This is a genomic window from Nonomuraea sp. NPDC048901, from assembly GCF_040649695.1.
Classification (GTDB): domain Bacteria; phylum Actinomycetota; class Actinomycetes; order Streptosporangiales; family Streptosporangiaceae; genus Nonomuraea.
In genome coordinates this window covers 164241-181347 of the sequence record NZ_JBEZFW010000018.1, presented here as the reverse complement: position 1 = coordinate 181347, position 17107 = coordinate 164241, and the positions used below count along the sequence as shown (strand labels likewise).

Genomic DNA, 17107 nt, shown 5'->3' with positions numbered 1-17107 from the left:
TCACTCTCAGTCTTTGGCCGCGCGCCTCCAGCCCGTCGCGGCCATGATCAGCAGGAGCGCCGCAAGGGCCGACCAATAGGCCGTGTACCGCAGGCTCGCCGGTGGGTTGGTGAGCGCGGACGCCAAGCCCGGCAGGATGTAGATCGACGCCGCCAACGCCCAGCGCGGGCTACGCCCGACGGTGGTGGCCCACACCCCTGTCAAGAGCAGGCCGCCTTCCGTACCCGCCCTGACCAGCTGCCAGGTCTCGCCGTACTCGACGAAATTGGGCGCGTAAGTGAGGACGATGGCAGCCGCCGGGATCGCCAGCCACCACCACGGCCGCGTGCGCAGGTCCCGCGATCGACCGGCCGCGAGGACCACGGCCCCGGCCGCCAGCAGGCCGTAGGGCGCCAGAGAAACCCAGTTGTGGTACGCCGGGCCCAAGAACGGCGCCCATCCCGTCGCCTCGGTCCCCAGCAGCATGGCCCGGCCGGTCGAGAGCGTGCTGACCAAGGCCAAAGGCAGTGCCGCCAGCGCCCAGCCGCGCAGCAGCGCGACCACCAGCGCCGCCGAAGTGGCCAGCCACCAGGGGGAGGCGTGGTCGGCGATGTTGTACGACAGATTCGCCAGGGCCAGCGTCAGGAGGCCGAGATGCACGCCGTCGGCCCACCATGGCGCGGGCCCCTCGGCGGCCTTGCGGGCCCGGGCGGCGAAGCCCGCCGTGACAAGGGCGGCCGTCTCCCGCGGCGAGGGGGCACGGCGCGGCGAGTCGTTCATCAACGTGCCGAGGATCTCGGCGCCGTATTCGGCACGGTGGCCGGACGGGAAGGCCCGCAGGAACAGCCGGTACCAGCTTTCGGTGAACGCCTCGCTCATGCCCGTGCCGTCCCCAACGCCGGGGCGATCCGTCCCGTGACGACCCGGGCGGCCTGCTCCATCCGCGCCGCCTCCTTGATGACAGCCGCACGTCCGTCCTCGGTCAGGCGGTAGTAGCGGCGGGGGCGGCCCTGGACGGTCTCCTCACGGTCCACGGCGATCAGCCCGTCGCCCGCCAACCGGTCCAGCGCGCCGTAAAGGGTGCCGACGGCGAGCCGCACCCGCCCATCGGACTGCTCCTCGGCGCGCTTGATGATCCCGTAGCCGTGCGAAGGCCCATCGAGTAACGCGGTCAGTACGAAGTACGTGGGCTCGCTCATCACTGGCGATCTTTTAACCATACGGGCGACGATATATCGGGCGGCGAAGTATGTGAAGGGGTGCGGACAACCCACCCAGACGGTGCCCGTGCGCGCGTAACGGCGCCCGGCTCCGTGCGGGTTCGGCGGCCGTATTCCTGGAGGTCCTGAGCCCCGTGCGGCGGGTGGCGGTGGGGGCGGCTGTGCCGTACAAGAAAATTTGATCACCCCTTGTCGCTGCCCTCGTTGGCGCCGCGGACGAACCTGCGCTGGAATATCACGAAGATCACCGCCACCGGGATCGTCGCGAGCAGCGCCGCCCCCAGCTTGAGCGGATACTGCGTGCCACCCCCCAGCGACCCGCTGACCAGGTCGGCCAGCCCCCGGGGCAGCGTGAACAGCGCCGGGCTCTGGACGGCCACCAGCGTGTGCGGGAACTCGTTCCACGCGCTCTGGAACGAGATGATCGTCAGCGTGATCAGCGCCGGCCGCGCCATCGGCAGCACTACCGACCAGAAGGTACGGAACGCGCCCGCCCCGTCGATCCGGGCCGCCTCCTCCACCCCCGCCGGGATCGAGTCGAAGAACTGCTTCATGATGAACACCCCCGCCGCGTCCACGAGGATCGGCAGGATCAACGCCAGATAGCTGTCATACATCCCCAACTGATTGAGGACCAGAAATTTCGGGATAAAGAGGACTACGCCCGGCACGGCCATCACCGCGATGACCGCCCCGAACAGCGCCGACCGCCCGCGGAAGCGCAGCCTGGACAGCGCGTACCCGGCCAGCGAGTCGAGGAAGACCCGCCCGGCCGTCAGCACAAGCGTCACCAGTAGCGAGTTGCCCAGCCACAGCGGCATGTCGGTCCCGCTGAACACCCGCTCGAACCCCGCCAGCGTCCCCGGCTGCGGGATGGGCGAGAGTGGTGAGGCGGCCGCGTCCGGCTCGGTCTTGAACGAGTTCGCGACCTGGATGACGAACGGGTAGATGAACACCAGCGCGAAGAAGATCAGGATGGCGTAGCCGGTGAAGGTGCTCGCGAGCCTGCGCACCCCACCTCCCGCCGTCCTGTCCCGCGTTGAGAGCGTCGGGTGTGTCACGAGCTCCTCCTCTCCCGCATCACGCGCCGCTGGAACAGCGTCAGCAGCACGATGATGAGGAACAGCACGAACGAGATCGCCGTCCCCGCCCCATAGTCGAAGTCCCGGAACGCCGTCTGGTACGACAGGAACGCCGGAGTCAGCGTGGTCTTGGCCGGAGCGCCCTTGCTCATGACGTAGATCTGGTCGAACACCTGCCAGCTCCCGATCATCCCGAGCGTCAGCACCAGGAACATCGTCGGCCTGAGCATGGGCAGCGTCACGTACCGGAAGCGCTGCCACCGCCCCGCCCCGTCGAGCACGGCCGCCTCCTCCAGCGTCACCGGGATGTCCTGCAACGCCGCCAGGAACATCAGCATGAACGTGCCCGACGTCGTCCACACGACCAGCGCGATGATCGCGCACATCGCCACGCTCGGCCCGGACAGCCACTCCCACCACGACAGGCCGAACGGCCCCGCCCCGGCGAGTGCGGCCGGCGGCGTGTCCATGCCGAGCAGCAGGTGGATGACCCCTCTGGCGTCGGAGAACCACTGCGGCCCCTGGATGCCGAAGAAGCCGAGCAACTGCGTGAGCGCCCCGGAGTTGCTGAAGATGAACAGGAACACCACGCTGATCGCCACCGAGCTGGTGACCGACGGGAAGTAGAACGCGCTCCTGAAGAACGACTTGCCCTTGAGCAGGCGGCTGTTCACGATCAGGGCCAGGCCCAGCGCCAGCGCCGTCTGCAGGGGTACGACGATCGCCACGTAATAGGCGTTGTTCCGGACGCTGATCATGAAGTTCTCGCGGGCCAGGTCGTCGCGGGTGAACAGCCGGCCGTAGTTCTCCAGCCCGACGAACGGCACGCCGCTCTTGAACGGGCTGCCCTGGCCGTTCCACGAGGTGAGGCTGACCCACATCGCCATCAGGATCGGCAGCAGCAGGAACACCCCGAGGATGACCACGACCGGCGCGACGAACAGCCACCCCGTCACGTCGTCCCTGGCCCGGCTGCGGCGCATCACTCGCCCAGCGCGGACTGCGTGTTCTTCTGCAGCCTGGCCAGCAGCGCCTTCGGGTCCTGCGAGGTGAGCTGCTGGAGCCCGGCGTCGAAGTCGGACAGGACGCTGTCCATCTTGGCGGCGTTCACCGGGCCCTGGGCGTAGGCGGCGCCGTCCACGAACGCCGTGTCCGCGGGGAACTCCTTGACGTAGGCGTCCTTGGCCGACTGTCGCGACGGCATGACCCCGAACGCCTTGGCGAACGTGAGCTGCTGGTCGGCCTTGGTCATCGCCTCGACGAAGGCGATCGCCGCCGTCTTGTTGGCGCTCTTGGCCGCGATGCCCCAGCAGTTCGTGAACGACAGCGTGCCCTGCTTGGCCCCGGCGGGCAGCGGATGGGCCGTGTACTGGATGTCGGGGTAGTCGGCCTTCAGCGCGCCCTTGATCCAGTTGCCCTCGATCGTCATCGCGGCCTTGCCCTTGCCGAACGCCTCACCGGCCCACTCCGCGCCGAGCTGCTTGGGGTACTGGGCCAGCTTGTCCTTGAGCAGGGTCTTGACGTACTCCAGGGCCTTGAGGTTCTCGGGGCTGTCGCCGGTGGCCTGCTTGCCGTCGGCGTTGGTGATCCAGCCGCCCGCCTGCACCATGAACGCGCCGATCCGGTCGCGGGTGTCGCCGATCGCCAGCGGGATGATGCCCTTGGCCTTGAGCTTGCCGGCCGCCTCGGTGAGCTGCTCCCACGTGGTCGGTACGTCGTCCGCCGCCAGGCCCGCCTTCTTCCACAGGCCGTCGTTGACGATCAGCGCCAGCGTGGAGAAGTCCTTCGGCGCGCAGTAGAACTTGCCGTCGCGGGTGAAGGTGGTGCGCAGGCTCGGGTAGAAGTCGTCCGGGTTCGAGATCTTGTCACCGTACGGCTCCAGCGCGCCGACACTGGCGTAGTCGGCGAACCGCGAGGCGTCCACGTAGAAGACGTCGGGCGGGGTGCCGCCCGCGAACGCCTGGCCGAGCTGCTGGTGGATGTCCTGCGCCGGGGTGACCGTGGCCTGGTTGCCGCTCGCCTTCGCCCACGCGTCCGCGGCCTGCTTGACCGCCGTCGTCTCCGGGTCGCCGGAGGAGGCGATGAGAATCCGCAGCGAGGCCGGGCCGCTGCTCTGCGGCGCGGCCGACGGCTTGTCCTCGAAGCCGCTGCCGCACGCGGTCGCGGCCAGCGCCAGTACGGCGAGCGCCGCCAGGGGGAGGTGTTTCATCGCGTTTCCTTTCACGCTGTACGCCGGATGACCAGGGAGGGTTGAAGCAGTACGTGATCCGGCTTGTCCGGGCTGTCGTCTTCGAGCAGCCGGGTCAGCACGCGGACACAGCGCACGGCGGCGTCCGACAGCGGCTGGCTCAAACTGGTCAGGCCGATCGCGGCCGCCACGGGCGTGTCGTCGAACCCGATCACGGGCACCGGCCCGGCCTGCATGGCGCCCAGGGCGACGGAGTCGCTCACGCACACCAGGGCGGTGGCGCCGGCGGCGATCAGCTCCCGCGCCGCGGCCTCACCCTCGGCCGCCGACCCATCGGTCCGCCGCTCAAGCGCACCCGCCTCGCCGCCTTCGGCGTCATTCGTGCGAGCTTCGCCGTTTTTCGCGCGCGGCGTCAGGCCCGCGGCTTCGAGCGTCCGGACCCAGCCGCTCCTGCGGTCGTCGCCGACGCCGGAGCCTTCGGGCCAGCCGATGAACCCGATCCGCCGGTGACCCGCGTCGAGCAGGTGCCGGGTGGCGGCGGCCGTACCGGCCGCGCCGTCCACGTCCACCCACGGATGGTCGCCGCCCTCCGGCATGCCCCACGGCCGCCCGAACGTGACGAATGCCAGCTCCCGCTCGGCCAGCCACGAGGTGCGCACATCGCCGTAATGGGTGCCGGTCAGGACGAACGCATCCGGTTCGTACGCCCCGAGCAGGTCGTCGAAGGTGGCGATCTCCGATTGGTCGTCGTCGGCCGAGTAGAGGATCACCCGGTACCCCGCCTTGGCCGCCGACTCGGTCAGCCCGTGCAGGAACCGGTCGAACACGTTCATGCCATCCTGGGTCTGTTCGATCCGGACGGCCAGGAGCCGTGACCGGCCGGTCCGCATGCGGCGCGCGGCCTGGTTCACCCGGTAGCCGAGCTCCTCGACCGCCTGCCGTACGCGCTCACGCGTCTCCTCGCGGACGAGGTCGGGGGAGTTCAGGACGTTCGAGACGGTCTGCCGGGAGACGTTGGCACGCCGCGCGACGTCGGCGATCGTCACCTTTTCGGGCATCATGTCGCTTTCTAAGGGTTTGAACGTTCAAACGGAGGTATGGCAGGATTGGATCGTTCAAGTAAACGGAGTGTTACGCACTATCTCCCTTGGATGATTCGCCTGTCAAGATTTTGGGGGCCGCTCGTGCTCGACCAAGCCACGCACCGCCTGCAACCGCTGTTGCACGACCTCGTCAGCACCGTCCTGGCACCGACGACCGCGCTGAGCGGGACCGACGGCCAGATCAGGGCGGCCGGGGTGCAGGGCCTCTTCCATGCGGACGCGCGAGCGTTGTCGCAGGTGAAGCTGGCCGTGGACGGCAGGGAACCGGAGGCGGTGGGGCACGCCGTGCAGGCCGCCGGCCGTACCAGGTTCGTGTCGCTGGTCCGCTGGCTGGGCGACCCGATCGCGGACCCCACGGTCCGCGTCGACCGTACGCGGGAGGCCGCGCCCGGACGGATGGCGGAGCTCATCGAGATCACCTCCACCGCCACCCGCCCGGTGACGGCCACCGTAACCCTCGACCTGAGCTGCGACTTCGCCCCGATCGAGCTGGTGAAGTCCGGCGGCAGCGCCCCTCCGGCCGCCGTCACGCCCGGCTCGTCCACCGATGGCGCATGCCTGGAGTGGCGGTCCGGCCGCATCCACGTACGGGCGACCGCCGAGAACGCCACGGCCGAGCTCGTGGGGCACCCCGTGCGGGTGACCGGCGAGAATGTGGCGGCCGAGCCGGAGACCGCAGGGCGGTTTCGGTGGGATGTCGCGCTGGCGCCCGGCGAGCGCGTCACGCTGCGGTGGGCCGTCGTGATCGACGACCCCGAGGCGGTGGTGACCGCGCCGGCCAAGCCGCTGGAGTGGAGCGTCCCGCAGGTGACGGCCGACGACGCCCGCCTCGTACGGCTGGCGGCCCGCTCGCTCGAGGACCTGCGCTCCCTCCGGCTGGCCGAGACCTGTGAGCCGGAGGACACGTTCCTGGGGGCGGGGGTGCCGTGGTTCCTGACGCTGTTCGGGCGGGACAGCCTCTGGGCCGCCAGGATGCTCCTGCCTCTGGGCACCGACCTGGCCGCGAGCACTCTGCGCGTACTGGCCAGACGACAGGGCACCCACGTCGACCCGGCCACCGGTGAGGCACCCGGCAAGATCATGCACGAGTTGCGCCGTCACGAGCACAGCGGCGGCGACCTGCGACTGCCCGCCGCCTACTACGGCACCATCGACGCCACCCCCCTCTGGATCGGGCTGCTGCACGACGCCTGGCGCTGGGGCATGCCCGCCGCCCAGATCGAGCCCCTGCTCCCCGCCCTGGAGGCGGCGCTCGGCTGGCTCGGCGACCACGCGGACCCGGACGGGGACGGCTTCCTGGAGTACATCGACTCCACCGGCCACGGCCTGGCCAACCAGGGGTGGAAGGACTCGGGCGACGCGGTCCGCTTCCGCGACGGCCGCCAGGCGGAGCCGCCCATCGCGCTGGCTGAGGTCCAGGGGTACGCCTGCGCCGCCGCCCACCAGGGGGCCGCTCTGCTTGCGGCGTTCGGGCGGGAGGGGGCTGAGCGGTGGCTGGACTACGCGGGCACGATGGCCGACCGCTTCCGCGCCCGCTTCTGGGTCACCCACCCCGCACCGGTCACCGATCGGGAGAGCGGTTTTCCGGCGCTGGCCCTTGACCGCGACAAGCGGCCGGTCGACTCGCTGACCAGCAACATCGGCCACCTCCTCGGCACGGGACTGCTGTCGCCGGGGGAGGAGGCGAGGGTGGCGGAGCTGCTGGGCACCCCGGCGATGTCCGGTGCCTTCGGGCTGCGGACGATGTCGGCGGACGACGGCGCGTTCAGCCCGCTGTCCTACCACTGCGGGTCCGTCTGGTCGCACGACACCGCCATCGTCATCGCCGGACTCGCCAGGACCGGTCATGGCCGCCTGGCGGCGGAGCTGGCGCGGGGCCTGCTGACGGCGGCGGAGGGCTTCGACTACCGCCTGCCCGAGCTGCACGCGGGCGACGACCGGGACACGGTCGGGCGCCCGGTGGCCTACCCGGCCGCCTGCCGTCCCCAGGCGTGGTCGGCCGCCGCCGCCGTGACGCTGCTGCACACGGCTGTGGGCCTGTATCCGGACGTACCGGGCGGCAAGGTCCTGGTGCGTCCTCTGGCGGGAGCCCCGCTCGGCGCGGTCACGGTACGCGGCCTGCGGGTGGCGGGCGCCGACGTCACCGTGTCGATCGACCGGTCGGGCGGAGTCCAGGTGACGGGCCTCCCACCTGGCCTGTCGGTCGAGGTGGCCGACCCCGACCTGCCGGTCGAAGTCACCGAGCCCGGCCTGCCGGTCGGGGGGCTGTGAGGGGTCAGCGGGCCCGGAGAGGTCAGGGGGCCGGGAGGACGGAGAGCTCTGCGAGGTGGGCTTGCGGTGGGGCGGTGAGGGCCGTCAGGACCATGGAGGCGACCGCGGCCGGGGGGAGGCACCTGTCGGGGTCGTACGGCGAGCCGAAGCCGGTCCGGACCTTGCGCAGCAGTTCGGTTGCCGTGGCGCCCGGGTAGATCGTGGTGACCCGGATGCCATGGGGTTGTTCCTCGTCCCGTACGGCGTCGCCCAGCTCGCGCAGTGCCGCCTTGCTGGCCGCGTAGGCGGGCCAGCCCTGGGGGCTCAGGCCGGGCGCGGCGTTGATGAGGATCACCCGGCCGCGGCTTCTGCGCAGAGCGGGCAGGAGGAGGCGCAGCAGCTCGGCGGCCGAGGCGACGTTGACATTCAACGTGTCGCGCCACAGCTCCACCGTGCTGTCCGCGGTCGTGGTCACCTCGGCGATGGCCGCGCAGTGTACGAACGCGTCTAACACCCCGATGGGCGGCAGCGCGGCGGCCAGCGTCTCCGGCCGGGCCAGGTCCGCCACGATGGCGATCACACTGCCGGGGGTGAAACCGGCGGGCGTCACATCGAGGTGCGTGACGGTGGTGGGGCTGACTTCGGCGGGCGTGACCGTGGGTACGGCCGGAGTCATGATCTCCGGCCACGGGAGATTCGCCGCGACCGGGGTGATCTCGCCCAGCCCGGCGATCCCATCCATGGCATCAGGCCCGGCGATCCCATCCACGCCATGCCCGGCGGTTCGGTCTGTGCCGCCAGGCCCAGGGGTCGGGTTCGCGCCGCCAGGCTCAGCGGTCCGGTCTGCGCCGCCAGGGCCAGTGGTCCGGCCCGAGCTGCCAGGTCCGGTGACCTCGTCCATGGCACCGGGCCCGACCGGTCGGTCCACGGTGGCGACCCCGCCAGATGTGGCGAGTTCACCCGATGTGGCGAGCCCGCCTGAGGCGGCGAGTTCGCTCAGGCGGGCCGGGTCGCGGACCAGGGCCAGGACCCGGTAGCCCGCGTCCAGCAGCGTCGTGGCGATGGCCGAGCCGATGCCGCCCGTCGCCCCTGTCAATAAGATCGTCCCAGCACGGGTCATGATCAGAGCGTGGCAGAGGCGCGGGCCGTACGTCTATTAGCTCTTGATCGTGTAGCTGTCGCCGTACACCTTCCAGGTCAGCGGCGGGTTCAGGTCGAGGTTGCCGTTCTTGAGGAAGACCCGCTGCTCGGTGTCGACGCGGGTGGTGTCCTCGTGCGCCTCCTCGGCCTTCATCGCGGCCTTGCGGGCGTCCAGGAACGCGTTGAGGTACGTCGTCTCGTTGCCGCCCTGCGCGGGGGTCTTGGCCTTGGACATCGCGGTCTTCCTGATGCCGCCGAAGCTGAGCTTGTCGGTGCCGGGGCCGTGCATGACGATCGCGTCGTAGTAGATGAACTGGCCCAGCGCCCGCAGTCCGTCCGTCTTGGCCTGGCTGACCGACGGGTTGAAGTAGACGCGGTCGCGCTCGTCGTTCTGCGCCGTCTGGAAGACGGTGTCCTTGGCGGCGGTCTTCCAGTCCTTGGTGAAGTTCGGGTCGAGGCCCGCGTGCGAGTCGCTGCCGTTGACCTTGCGGAGCGCGGGAAGGTATTTGGCCAGGACGTTGCCCGGCTTGCGGTTGGTGTAGAGCTCGACGAGCGCCAGCATGTCGCTGGTGCCGGAGCAGAAGCCGATGATCCCGGCCGTGTAGCCGCGGCCGTCGTCGATGTCCTCGATGTAGCCGTACTGGGACTTCCAGTCGAGTGTGGAGTTCTCGGCACTGGACACCAGCTGCATGGCGATGTCCTTCTTGTGCGGATCGGTGAGGTCGACCGCGGCCTGGCTGGTGCCCGTGAGCGCGAGAGTGGTGGCTAAGGCGACCAGTGAGACGAGAGTGGTTCGGAGCAACGTGATCTCCTGCTCTTCGTTAGGAAAGCTTCCTAACGAACCATACTCACAGGAGTCAACGTTCGGGGCTTTTGTTGTGAAATTGGGCCCCTTATCGGCGTAGTGCGGCTAGTTGCTGCTCGAACGGCACGACATCCAGCTCCGGCTCCGGCTCCGGCTGGCGGCCCGGCTCTCGGCCCGGCCTGCTGCCGGCCGCGTCGCCGAGCCCGGCCTCAGCGGGCGCCGGCGTACGGCCGCGCAGCAGGTCGGCCAGTTCGGTCGCGGCGCGGTCGATCCGCTCCGCCAGGCCGTCCGCGAAGCCGTCACCCCCGCCGCCCCAGTCCTCCGACGCCGCGTAGACGGCGGTCGGCGCCACCATGGCCCTCAGGTACGCGAACAGCGGCCGCAGCGCGTGCTCCAATGCCAGCGAGTGCCGTGGCGTGCCGCCGGTCGCCGCGATGAGCGTCGGCTTGCCCGCCAGCGCGGTGGGCTCCACGACGTCGAAGAACGACTTGAACAGGCCGCTGTAGGAGGCGCTGAAGACGGGCGTGACCGCGATCAGGCCGTCGGCCTCCGTCACCGCCTCGATCGCCGCGCGCAGCCGGGCGCCGGGGAAGCCGGTGACGAAGTTGTTCGCGATGTCGACGGCGAGATCGCGCAACTCGATCACCCGCACAGTCACCTCGGTCGGCCGGTCGGTGAGCCGCCGCACGGTCGCCTCCGTCAGGCGGTCGGCGAGCAGGCGGGTGGACGACGGCTGGGTCAGACCCGCCGTGACGACGACGAGCTTCATGAACACTCCTCCGAACTCCATGTGCAGCGGTCAGGCGGTCAGACGGTCGCGGGTGGTGTGGACGGGACCGTCGGGCACGTCGGCCGGCCGGTTCGCCGCGAACTCCCGGCGCAGCACCGGCACGACCTCCTCCCCGAGGATGTCCAGCTGCTCCAGGACCGTCTTCAGCGGCAGCCCCGCGTGGTCCATCAGGAACAACTGCCGCTGGTAGTCGCCGAACGACTCCCGGAACGTCAGCGTCCGGTCGATGACCTGCTGCGGGCTGCCCACCGTCAGCGGCGTCTCCTCGGTGAACTCCTCCAGCGACGGGCCGTGCCCGTACACGGGGGCGTTGTCGAAGTACGGACGGAACTCGCGCACCGCGTCCTGCGAGTTCTTCCGCATGAACACCTGCCCGCCGAGCCCCACGATGGCCTGCTCGGGCGTGCCGTGCCCGTAATGGGCGTACCGCTGGCGGTAGAGGGTGATCAGCCGAATGAAGTGCTCCTTCGGCCAGAAGATGTTGTTGGCGAAGAACCCGTCACCGTAGTAGGCGGCCTGCTCGGCGATCTCCGGGCTGCGGATCGAGCCGTGCCACACGAAGGGCGGCACCCCGTTCAGCGGCCGGGGCGTGGCGGTGAAGCCCTGCAGCGGCGTGCGGAAACGGCCCTCCCAGTCGACGACGTCCTCGCGCCAGAGCCGGTGGAGCAGCGCGTAGTTCTCGACGGCCAGCGGGATGCCCTGCCGGATGTCCTGCCCGAACCACGGGTAGACGGGCCCGGTGTTGCCCCGGCCCAGCATCAGGTCGACCCGGCCGTCGGCCAGATGCTGCAGCATCGCGAAGTCTTCGGCGATCTTGACCGGGTCGTTGGTCGTGATCAGCGTCGTGGCCGTGGACAGCGTGAGCCGCTCGGTCTTGGCCGCGATGTAGCCCAGCATGGTGGTGGGGGAGGACGGCACGAACGGCGGGTTGTGATGCTCGCCGGTCGCGAACACGTCCAGCCCCACCTCCTCGGCCTTGACCGCGATGGCCACCATCGCCTTGATGCGCTCATGCTCCGTCGGCGTCCTGCCGGTGGTGGGGTCCGTGGTCACGTCGCCCACACTGAAGATCCCGAACTGCATATCGTTCATCACCTCTTACTATTGAACGTTCAACGACCACCCAAGCAGCGAACGGTCCGAGGTTATTCCGCGCGGGTCAGCCTTGGAGGGCGTTGATCTCCAGCGGTCCGAGGATCCGCTTGGGCGCGCCGCGGTCCGCCACGGTGATCATGGCCTGGCCGATCCGCTCCGTCGTGGTCACCGCCGCGGGGAAGAGCAGCCGCAGTATCGGGTAGAAAGGCGCCGTCACCACGTACGCCAGCCGATACCAGGTCGTCCGCGAGGTGACGCCGTGCATGGGCTGGATGTAGCCGGGCCGGAACATGTACGCCTCGAACGGCAGGGCCAGCAGCGCGTTCTCGGTCTGGCCCTTGACCCGGGCCCACATCGCCCGCCCGTGCTCGTCGGTGCCCACCCCGGACACGTAGACGAACGTCGAGCCGGGGTTGAGCCTGGCCAGCGTCTCGCCGGCCGCCAGCGTGAAGTCGTACGTGACGCGCCGGTAGTCCTTCTCGCTCATGCCCGCCGAGGAGACACCGAGGCAGAAGAAGCACGCGTCGTAGCCGGACAGCTCGGCCTCGATCGGTGTGAGGTCGAGCAGATCCGGGTGCGCGAGCTCGCGCAGCTTGTCATGGGTACGTCCGGTGGGGGTGCGGCCGACCGTGAGCACGGCCGTCACCCGGTCGTCGGCCAGGCATTCCCGGAGTACGCCCTGCCCGACCATGCCGGTGGCGCCGAAGATGATGACTTTCATGCCAACCCAAATGTTATCGCCCGATCGGCGGCAGATCGGAGCCAGATCGGAAGCAGTCAGACGGTGGTCAAGCGGTGGTCAAGCGCTGTGCCCATCCCGTGACCTGGTATTTCCGCTATTAACCTGGCTCGTGGCGGCGGAGCTGGCTAGCGTGGCAGGATTGTCTGCGCGTCAGACTGCCACAGTTTCCGACCTAGGAGCGTATATGCCGAATGCTCGGAATATTGACGACCTGACCGAAATTCCAGGTTGGGAGACTCGTCAGTCCGGGCCGACAGCGCTGCGGATATTGGTGGGGAGGCAACTACGCCGGCTGCGCGAGTCGCGGGAGATCACGCGTGAAGCCGCGGGATACGCCATCCGGGGTTCGCATTCCAAAATCAGCCGCCTGGAATGCGGGCGGACCAGTTTCAAGCTGCGCGACGTGGCCGACCTGCTCACCCTCTACGGCGTGGTCGAGGAGGCCGAGCGCGAGGCCGTGCTCTCACTGACCAAGCAGGCCAACGCGCCGGGCTGGTGGCACGAATACCGCGAGGTGGTGCCCGACTGGTTCGAGGACTACCTCGGGCTGGAGCAGGACGCGGCGATGATCCGTACGTACGAGGTCCAATACATCCCTGGCCTGCTCCAGACCGAGGACTACGCCCGCGCGGTGATCACCTGCGGCCACCAGGGCTGCCCGCCCGAGGCGATCGAGCGCCGGCTCGCGCTCCGGATGCGCCGCCGGCGGATCCTCACGCGGCCCATGGCGCCCAAGCTCTGGGTGGTGCTGGACGAGGCGGCCCTGCGCCGCCGGGTCGGCGACGGCCCCACGATGCGCGGGCAACTCGAGCACCTCAAGGAGATGGCGAAGCTGCCGCACGTCACCATCCAGGTGCTTCCGTTCAGCTACTGCGGCCACATCGGCGGGGTCGGCCCCATCACCATGCTGCGCTTCGCCCAGGCCGAGCTCGACGACGTGGTCTACCTCGAGCAGATCGCCAGCGCGCAGTATCTCACCAGGGCCTCCGACGTGCACCCGTACCAGCACCTGATGGACGAGCTGGGCATCCACGCGCAGCCGTCGGCCGTGACGCCGGCGATCATCAACAAGATCATCGACGAGATCGACGAGGAGATCGACGGCACCCCGTAGGGCTACGGTTTGCGGGCCACGGCGCAGAAGGCGTCCACCTCGTCGGGCACGCCGAACACCGAGGACTCCACCCGCCACCGGGAGACGGAGACGACGCCCGGATCCACCAGTTCCAGGCCGTCGAAGAACCGGGCGATCTCGTCCGGGGTGCGCAGGCGGTAGGAGTACGACTGCTCCTCGTCGTGGAGCCGTCCGGCCTCCGCGGCCGCGTCGGGCTTGATGGTGTTCGTACCGTCTTCGAACACCAGGTAGCTGCCCGACGGCAGAGCGTCCAGCAGTTGCCGCGTCAGCGCGTGCGCCTGGTCGTCGTCGAAGATCGTGCCCATCACGCCGAGGAGCATGAGGGCGGTCGGCCGGCTGAAGTCCAGCGTCTTGGCCGCGAACTCCAGGATGGCGGCCGGCTCGCGTACATCGGCCTCGATGTAGTCGCAGGCCCCCCGAGGGTCGCTGGCCAGGAGAGCCTGGGCGTGTACCAGCACCAGGGGATCGTTGTCGACATAGACGACGCGGCAGGACGGGTCCACCCGCTGAGCGACCTCATGGGTGTTGTCGACCGTCGGCAGTCCGGTGCCGATGTCCAGGAATTGCCGGATGCCGGCGTCCTCCGCCAGATAGCGGACGGCGCGGCCCAGGAACGCGCGGGCGTGGCGGGCGATATCCTCCATTCCCGGATAGATCTGCCGGAGTTGCTCGGCGTGTTCGCGATCTACCGGGTAGTTGTCCTTTCCGCCCAGCCAATAGTTCCACACCCGGGCCTGATGCGGCTTGCTGGCGTCGATCTTGGAGGGGAGTGCGGGATCGTTGTCGAAGGATTCATCCGCCACGACATCGTCTCCTCTTTTATCGCATATATGGCTCTAAGCTGAGTGTCCTGGCGTATCGTCGCGCTGTCACGCCTTAAAGCGGGATCTCCTAACCTTCCAGATAAAAAATTGCCGCTTAAGACGGATGTCTGGTTGGCGCTTTCTGCCCAGAACCGTGCGCAGATGAACTGATCTTGACTGATTCCCGGGGGTTGGCGCAACTGTTACACGCCGCGCGAGGCACTCAGTCAGGTGCCGCCGGGCCCGCGGGCCAGACGGCACAACCCGTACGTCAGGGAGGCGACGCTCAATTCTGGCGGATCAGCGAGGCGAGGATGTCGATGCCGATCGGGATCGCCTCCTCCACCACGTCGAAGTTCGCGCTGTGGTGCGGCCCGGGGCTGGCGCCGCCGATCATCAGGTACGCGCCCTTACCGTTGCGCCGCTGCACGTGCCGGATGAGCAGGTTGGCGTCGTCGCTCCCGGCGAACGCCTGCGTCCTGATCACCTCCGCCACCTCGGGCAGCGCACCGGCCACCTCGACGATGCGGTCGATCACCTCGTCGTCAGGGGACACGGTCGAGGACTGGCCCATCACGGCGAGCGCCACCTCGACGCCCTGCGTGCGGGCGGCTCCCTCCACGACGGCCCGGATCCGGTCCACCAACTCATCGACGACCTCGTCATCCGTGGCGCGCGCCTCGCAGGTCAGCACCGCCGCGGACGGCACGATGTTCACTCCGTCACCGGCGACGAGCGTGCCGACGTTGAGCCGGGTGTCCGCGGAGCTGAAGCGCGGGATCGCCATGATCCCCAGCGCGGCCATGGCGGCGGCGAGCAGCGCGTTGCGACCCGTCTCCGGCGAACCGGCGGCGTGGGAGGCCTTGCCGGTGAAGTCGACCTTCAGCTTGCGGGTGGCCATGCCGCCGGTGAAACTGCCCACGACCGAGCCGACGCCCAAGTCGCCCGCCATGTGCACGGCGAGCATGGTGTCGATCGGGTCCGCGACCCCGGCGTCGATCATCGTCTGCGCGCCCCGTACGCCCTCTTCCGCGGGCTGGAACAGGATCCGCAGCGAGCCCGCGAAGTCGCGGTCGGCGAGACGATGCAGCAGGCCCACACCCATGGCGACGTTCGCGTCATGGCCGCACGCGTGCATCGCGCCGTTCGTCGCGGCGAAGCCGTTCGCGACCGGGAAGTGAGCGGGATCGTCTGATTCGCGCATCGGCAGCGCGTCGATGTCGATCCGCAGGCCCCATCGCGGGCCCGGCCGGTCGCCGGCCAGATCGACGACCATCGCGGTGCCGTTCTCCCGGAAGTACCTGGCACTTTCGGCGGGAACGCCGGACGCGACCGCGCGAGCCTCCCACTCGTCGAGCGTTTGCGGTGACGGGTAGTTCACGACGGGGGAGAGGTCGTGGGCGTCCTTCCCGGTCAGGACCCGCACCGGCAGGCCGTCGATGGCCTGTTTGATCCGGGCCGCTGTCCCGATCTCCACGAACGCGGGTTCCGGATTGCGGTGCACTTCTCGCCGAAGCGCCCTGAGCTGCTCGAAGTCCACAAGACTCCTTCTCGCCACGATGATCGACGGCCGGGCGGCCGCCTCGCTCAGGCTAGGGAAGGCACCGCGGAGCGGGGTCGATCGCGCGCGATTCTGCACGAAACACCAAATTTCCGAGCATGGTCCGCACGAAGTCGCGTCGAGCTAGTCCTCGAATACCGGCTGACCGCCGACCGGCACGTAACGCAGGCGCCGGCTGTCGAGGTCGAGGATGTAGCCGGTGCGCTTGGCGATCCTTGGCACGATCCATCGGTCCTTGATCGGCGCCTTCGGGAACAGCGAGGCCAGCTTGCCCTCGATCTCGTCCAGCTCCTGGAGATCGCGCAACCAGAGGAAGACCGCCAGATTGGTGGCGCCGGTCACCGACGCGCACATCCGTACATTCTCCAGCGACCGGAGCATGGAGACGAGGCGTTCCATCTCGGAGTGCTGGACGTCGAGCCACAGCACCGCCGCGGCCGACCAGCCCATGAGGGTGTGCGCGAAGTCGACGCGCCATCTGACCCAGTCCGCCGCGAGCAGCGCGTCGATGTCCCGGGAGATCACCGAGATCGAGCGGCCCAGCTCTCGCTGCATGTCGGCGGCCGTCCGGCGCACGTCCGTGCTGAGCGCGGTGATCACCTCGCGGTGGGTGGGTTTGCGGTGTTCGGGGGGTTCGGACGGCCGGAGCAGGCGCAACGCCTCGACCTGCTGGTCGGACAGCGCGTTGAGCCGCCAGCCCGATCCTTCGAGAAAGATGCGCCGCAGGTAGTGTGTCTGGGTGCCGACGATGCCGGGGATCACCGCGATGTGCTCGTCGATGTAGCGGTCCATGGACAGCAGAGTGTGCGTCGAGACCATGATGTAGAGATCGCGGGGACCAGAGGTGCAGTGCACGCTGAAAATGGGTCCCTGCCGGCCGAGTTCGGCGATCACGTCGACGCGTCGGCCGGGGGCGCACCTGATCTCGACCAGAGCCGAGATCTCTCGCCCATGGGACCGCTGCCCGTCGGCCTCGAAACAACTCGTCCACACCTGCCGCTCGTGGGTGAGCGCCGACCAGCGACGGGAAATCGTCGAAGGATCAACCCTAAGAATCCTCCCTAGTTGCGCCCAAGTGACCCGAGGGTGGATCTGGAGCGCGTTGATGATCTGAAAGTCCAGCCCGTCCACCATCCGTCCATCATGCAGGAAAGGCCAGGTCCTCCCCGCAATCGGGCACCTGCGCAGATGTCACCACAAGATCAATTAAGCGT

The 17107-nt window shown here is 69.2% G+C and carries 16 protein-coding genes and 1 pseudogene; 2 read left to right on the top strand and 15 right to left on the bottom strand.

The window, feature by feature from the left end; all coding sequences use genetic code 11:
- Window positions 1-6 precede the first annotated feature (6 nt).
- The 6 genes from AB0C30_RS45075 to AB0C30_RS45050 all read right to left on the bottom strand — a co-directional run bounded on the left by AB0C30_RS45075 (window position 7) and on the right by AB0C30_RS45050 (window position 5530).
- Window positions 7-858: a hypothetical protein gene (locus AB0C30_RS45075; protein WP_357955761.1), complete on the bottom strand. Its 852-nt coding sequence runs from the start codon at window positions 856-858 to the stop codon at window positions 7-9.
- Complete coding sequence (locus AB0C30_RS45070) at window positions 855-1178, bottom strand: PadR family transcriptional regulator (protein ID WP_357955760.1); 324 nt, start codon at window positions 1176-1178, stop codon at window positions 855-857. Before AB0C30_RS45070 ends, AB0C30_RS45075 begins: the two co-directional genes overlap by 4 nt.
- Before the next feature lie 203 nt (window positions 1179-1381).
- The gene (locus AB0C30_RS45065; protein WP_357955758.1) at window positions 1382-2212 is read right to left on the bottom strand and encodes a carbohydrate ABC transporter permease; all 831 of its coding nucleotides are present in this window, start codon (window positions 2210-2212) and stop codon (window positions 1382-1384) included.
- A gap of 44 nt (window positions 2213-2256) precedes the next feature.
- Entirely contained in the window at window positions 2257-3264 is a 1008-nt protein-coding gene (locus tag AB0C30_RS45060; RefSeq protein WP_357955875.1) for a sugar ABC transporter permease, read from the bottom strand.
- Complete coding sequence (locus AB0C30_RS45055) at window positions 3264-4490, bottom strand: extracellular solute-binding protein (RefSeq protein WP_357955756.1); 1227 nt, start codon at window positions 4488-4490, stop codon at window positions 3264-3266. Before AB0C30_RS45055 ends, AB0C30_RS45060 begins: the two co-directional genes overlap by 1 nt.
- An 11-nt stretch (window positions 4491-4501) precedes the next feature.
- Window positions 4502-5530: a LacI family DNA-binding transcriptional regulator gene (locus AB0C30_RS45050; RefSeq protein ID WP_357955754.1), complete on the bottom strand. Its 1029-nt coding sequence runs from the start codon at window positions 5528-5530 to the stop codon at window positions 4502-4504.
- 123 nt (window positions 5531-5653) lie between these two features.
- Between AB0C30_RS45050 and AB0C30_RS45045 the strand changes: the two genes are divergently transcribed.
- A complete protein-coding gene (locus AB0C30_RS45045; protein WP_357955750.1) occupies window positions 5654-7843 on the top strand; it encodes a glycogen debranching N-terminal domain-containing protein in 2190 nt (729 codons plus the stop codon).
- Window positions 7844-7865: 22 nt separating this feature from the next.
- Here the strand turns inward: AB0C30_RS45045 and AB0C30_RS45040 are convergent, their stop codons facing one another.
- The 5 genes from AB0C30_RS45040 to AB0C30_RS45020 all read right to left on the bottom strand — a co-directional run bounded on the left by AB0C30_RS45040 (window position 7866) and on the right by AB0C30_RS45020 (window position 12373).
- Complete coding sequence (locus tag AB0C30_RS45040; RefSeq protein ID WP_357955748.1) at window positions 7866-8942, bottom strand: SDR family NAD(P)-dependent oxidoreductase; 1077 nt, start codon at window positions 8940-8942, stop codon at window positions 7866-7868.
- A 36-nt stretch (window positions 8943-8978) separates the two neighbouring features.
- Complete coding sequence (locus AB0C30_RS45035; protein ID WP_357955746.1) at window positions 8979-9764, bottom strand: chitosanase; 786 nt, start codon at window positions 9762-9764, stop codon at window positions 8979-8981.
- Between the two features lie 91 nt (window positions 9765-9855).
- On the bottom strand, window positions 9856-10536 hold the full coding sequence (locus AB0C30_RS45030; RefSeq protein ID WP_357955744.1) for an FMN reductase: 681 nt from the start codon (window positions 10534-10536) through the stop codon (window positions 9856-9858).
- Between the two features lie 30 nt (window positions 10537-10566).
- On the bottom strand, window positions 10567-11640 hold the full coding sequence (locus AB0C30_RS45025; protein ID WP_357955873.1) for an LLM class flavin-dependent oxidoreductase: 1074 nt from the start codon (window positions 11638-11640) through the stop codon (window positions 10567-10569).
- A 76-nt stretch (window positions 11641-11716) separates the two neighbouring features.
- The gene (locus AB0C30_RS45020; RefSeq protein WP_357955742.1) at window positions 11717-12373 is read right to left on the bottom strand and encodes an NAD-dependent epimerase/dehydratase family protein; all 657 of its coding nucleotides are present in this window, start codon (window positions 12371-12373) and stop codon (window positions 11717-11719) included.
- Window positions 12374-12665: 292 nt separating this feature from the next.
- Here AB0C30_RS45020 and AB0C30_RS45015 point away from each other — a divergent pair, with 292 nt between their 5' ends.
- Complete coding sequence (locus tag AB0C30_RS45015; RefSeq protein ID WP_357955740.1) at window positions 12666-13508, top strand: helix-turn-helix transcriptional regulator; 843 nt, start codon at window positions 12666-12668, stop codon at window positions 13506-13508.
- A gap of 2 nt (window positions 13509-13510) precedes the next feature.
- Here the strand turns inward: AB0C30_RS45015 and AB0C30_RS45010 are convergent, their stop codons facing one another.
- The 4 genes and pseudogenes from AB0C30_RS45010 to AB0C30_RS44995 all read right to left on the bottom strand — a co-directional run.
- The gene (locus AB0C30_RS45010) at window positions 13511-14332 is read right to left on the bottom strand and encodes an SAM-dependent methyltransferase (RefSeq protein WP_357955739.1); all 822 of its coding nucleotides are present in this window, start codon (window positions 14330-14332) and stop codon (window positions 13511-13513) included.
- 286 nt (window positions 14333-14618) lie between these two features.
- The gene (locus AB0C30_RS45005) at window positions 14619-15872 is read right to left on the bottom strand and encodes an amidohydrolase (protein WP_357955738.1); all 1254 of its coding nucleotides are present in this window, start codon (window positions 15870-15872) and stop codon (window positions 14619-14621) included.
- 144 nt (window positions 15873-16016) lie between these two features.
- Complete coding sequence (locus tag AB0C30_RS45000; RefSeq protein ID WP_357955871.1) at window positions 16017-16886, bottom strand: Lrp/AsnC ligand binding domain-containing protein; 870 nt, start codon at window positions 16884-16886, stop codon at window positions 16017-16019.
- Window positions 16887-16913: 27 nt separating this feature from the next.
- A pseudogene (locus tag AB0C30_RS44995) lies at window positions 16914-17027 on the bottom strand (AsnC family protein); the annotation flags it as partial.
- Between the last annotated feature and the right edge of the window lie 80 nt (window positions 17028-17107).

What these genes read in the sequence shown, in the direction of transcription:
- AB0C30_RS45030 (WP_357955744.1), bottom strand. Translation starts at nt 10,536, where the DNA reads ATGAAGCTCGTCGTCGTCACGGCGGGTCTGACCCAGCCGTCGTCCACC.
- AB0C30_RS45070 (WP_357955760.1), bottom strand. Translation starts at nt 1,178, where the DNA reads ATGAGCGAGCCCACGTACTTCGTACTGACCGCGTTACTCGATGGGCCT.
- AB0C30_RS45025 (WP_357955873.1), bottom strand. Translation starts at nt 11,640, where the DNA reads ATGCAGTTCGGGATCTTCAGTGTGGGCGACGTGACCACGGACCCCACC.
- AB0C30_RS45040 (WP_357955748.1), bottom strand. Translation starts at nt 8,942, where the DNA reads ATGACCCGTGCTGGGACGATCTTATTGACAGGGGCGACGGGCGGCATC.
- AB0C30_RS45075 (WP_357955761.1), bottom strand. Translation starts at nt 858, where the DNA reads ATGAGCGAGGCGTTCACCGAAAGCTGGTACCGGCTGTTCCTGCGGGCC.
- AB0C30_RS45020 (WP_357955742.1), bottom strand. Translation starts at nt 12,373, where the DNA reads ATGAAAGTCATCATCTTCGGCGCCACCGGCATGGTCGGGCAGGGCGTA.
- AB0C30_RS45050 (WP_357955754.1), bottom strand. Translation starts at nt 5,530, where the DNA reads ATGATGCCCGAAAAGGTGACGATCGCCGACGTCGCGCGGCGTGCCAAC.
- AB0C30_RS45060 (WP_357955875.1), bottom strand. Translation starts at nt 3,264, where the DNA reads ATGCGCCGCAGCCGGGCCAGGGACGACGTGACGGGGTGGCTGTTCGTC.
- AB0C30_RS45055 (WP_357955756.1), bottom strand. Translation starts at nt 4,490, where the DNA reads ATGAAACACCTCCCCCTGGCGGCGCTCGCCGTACTGGCGCTGGCCGCG.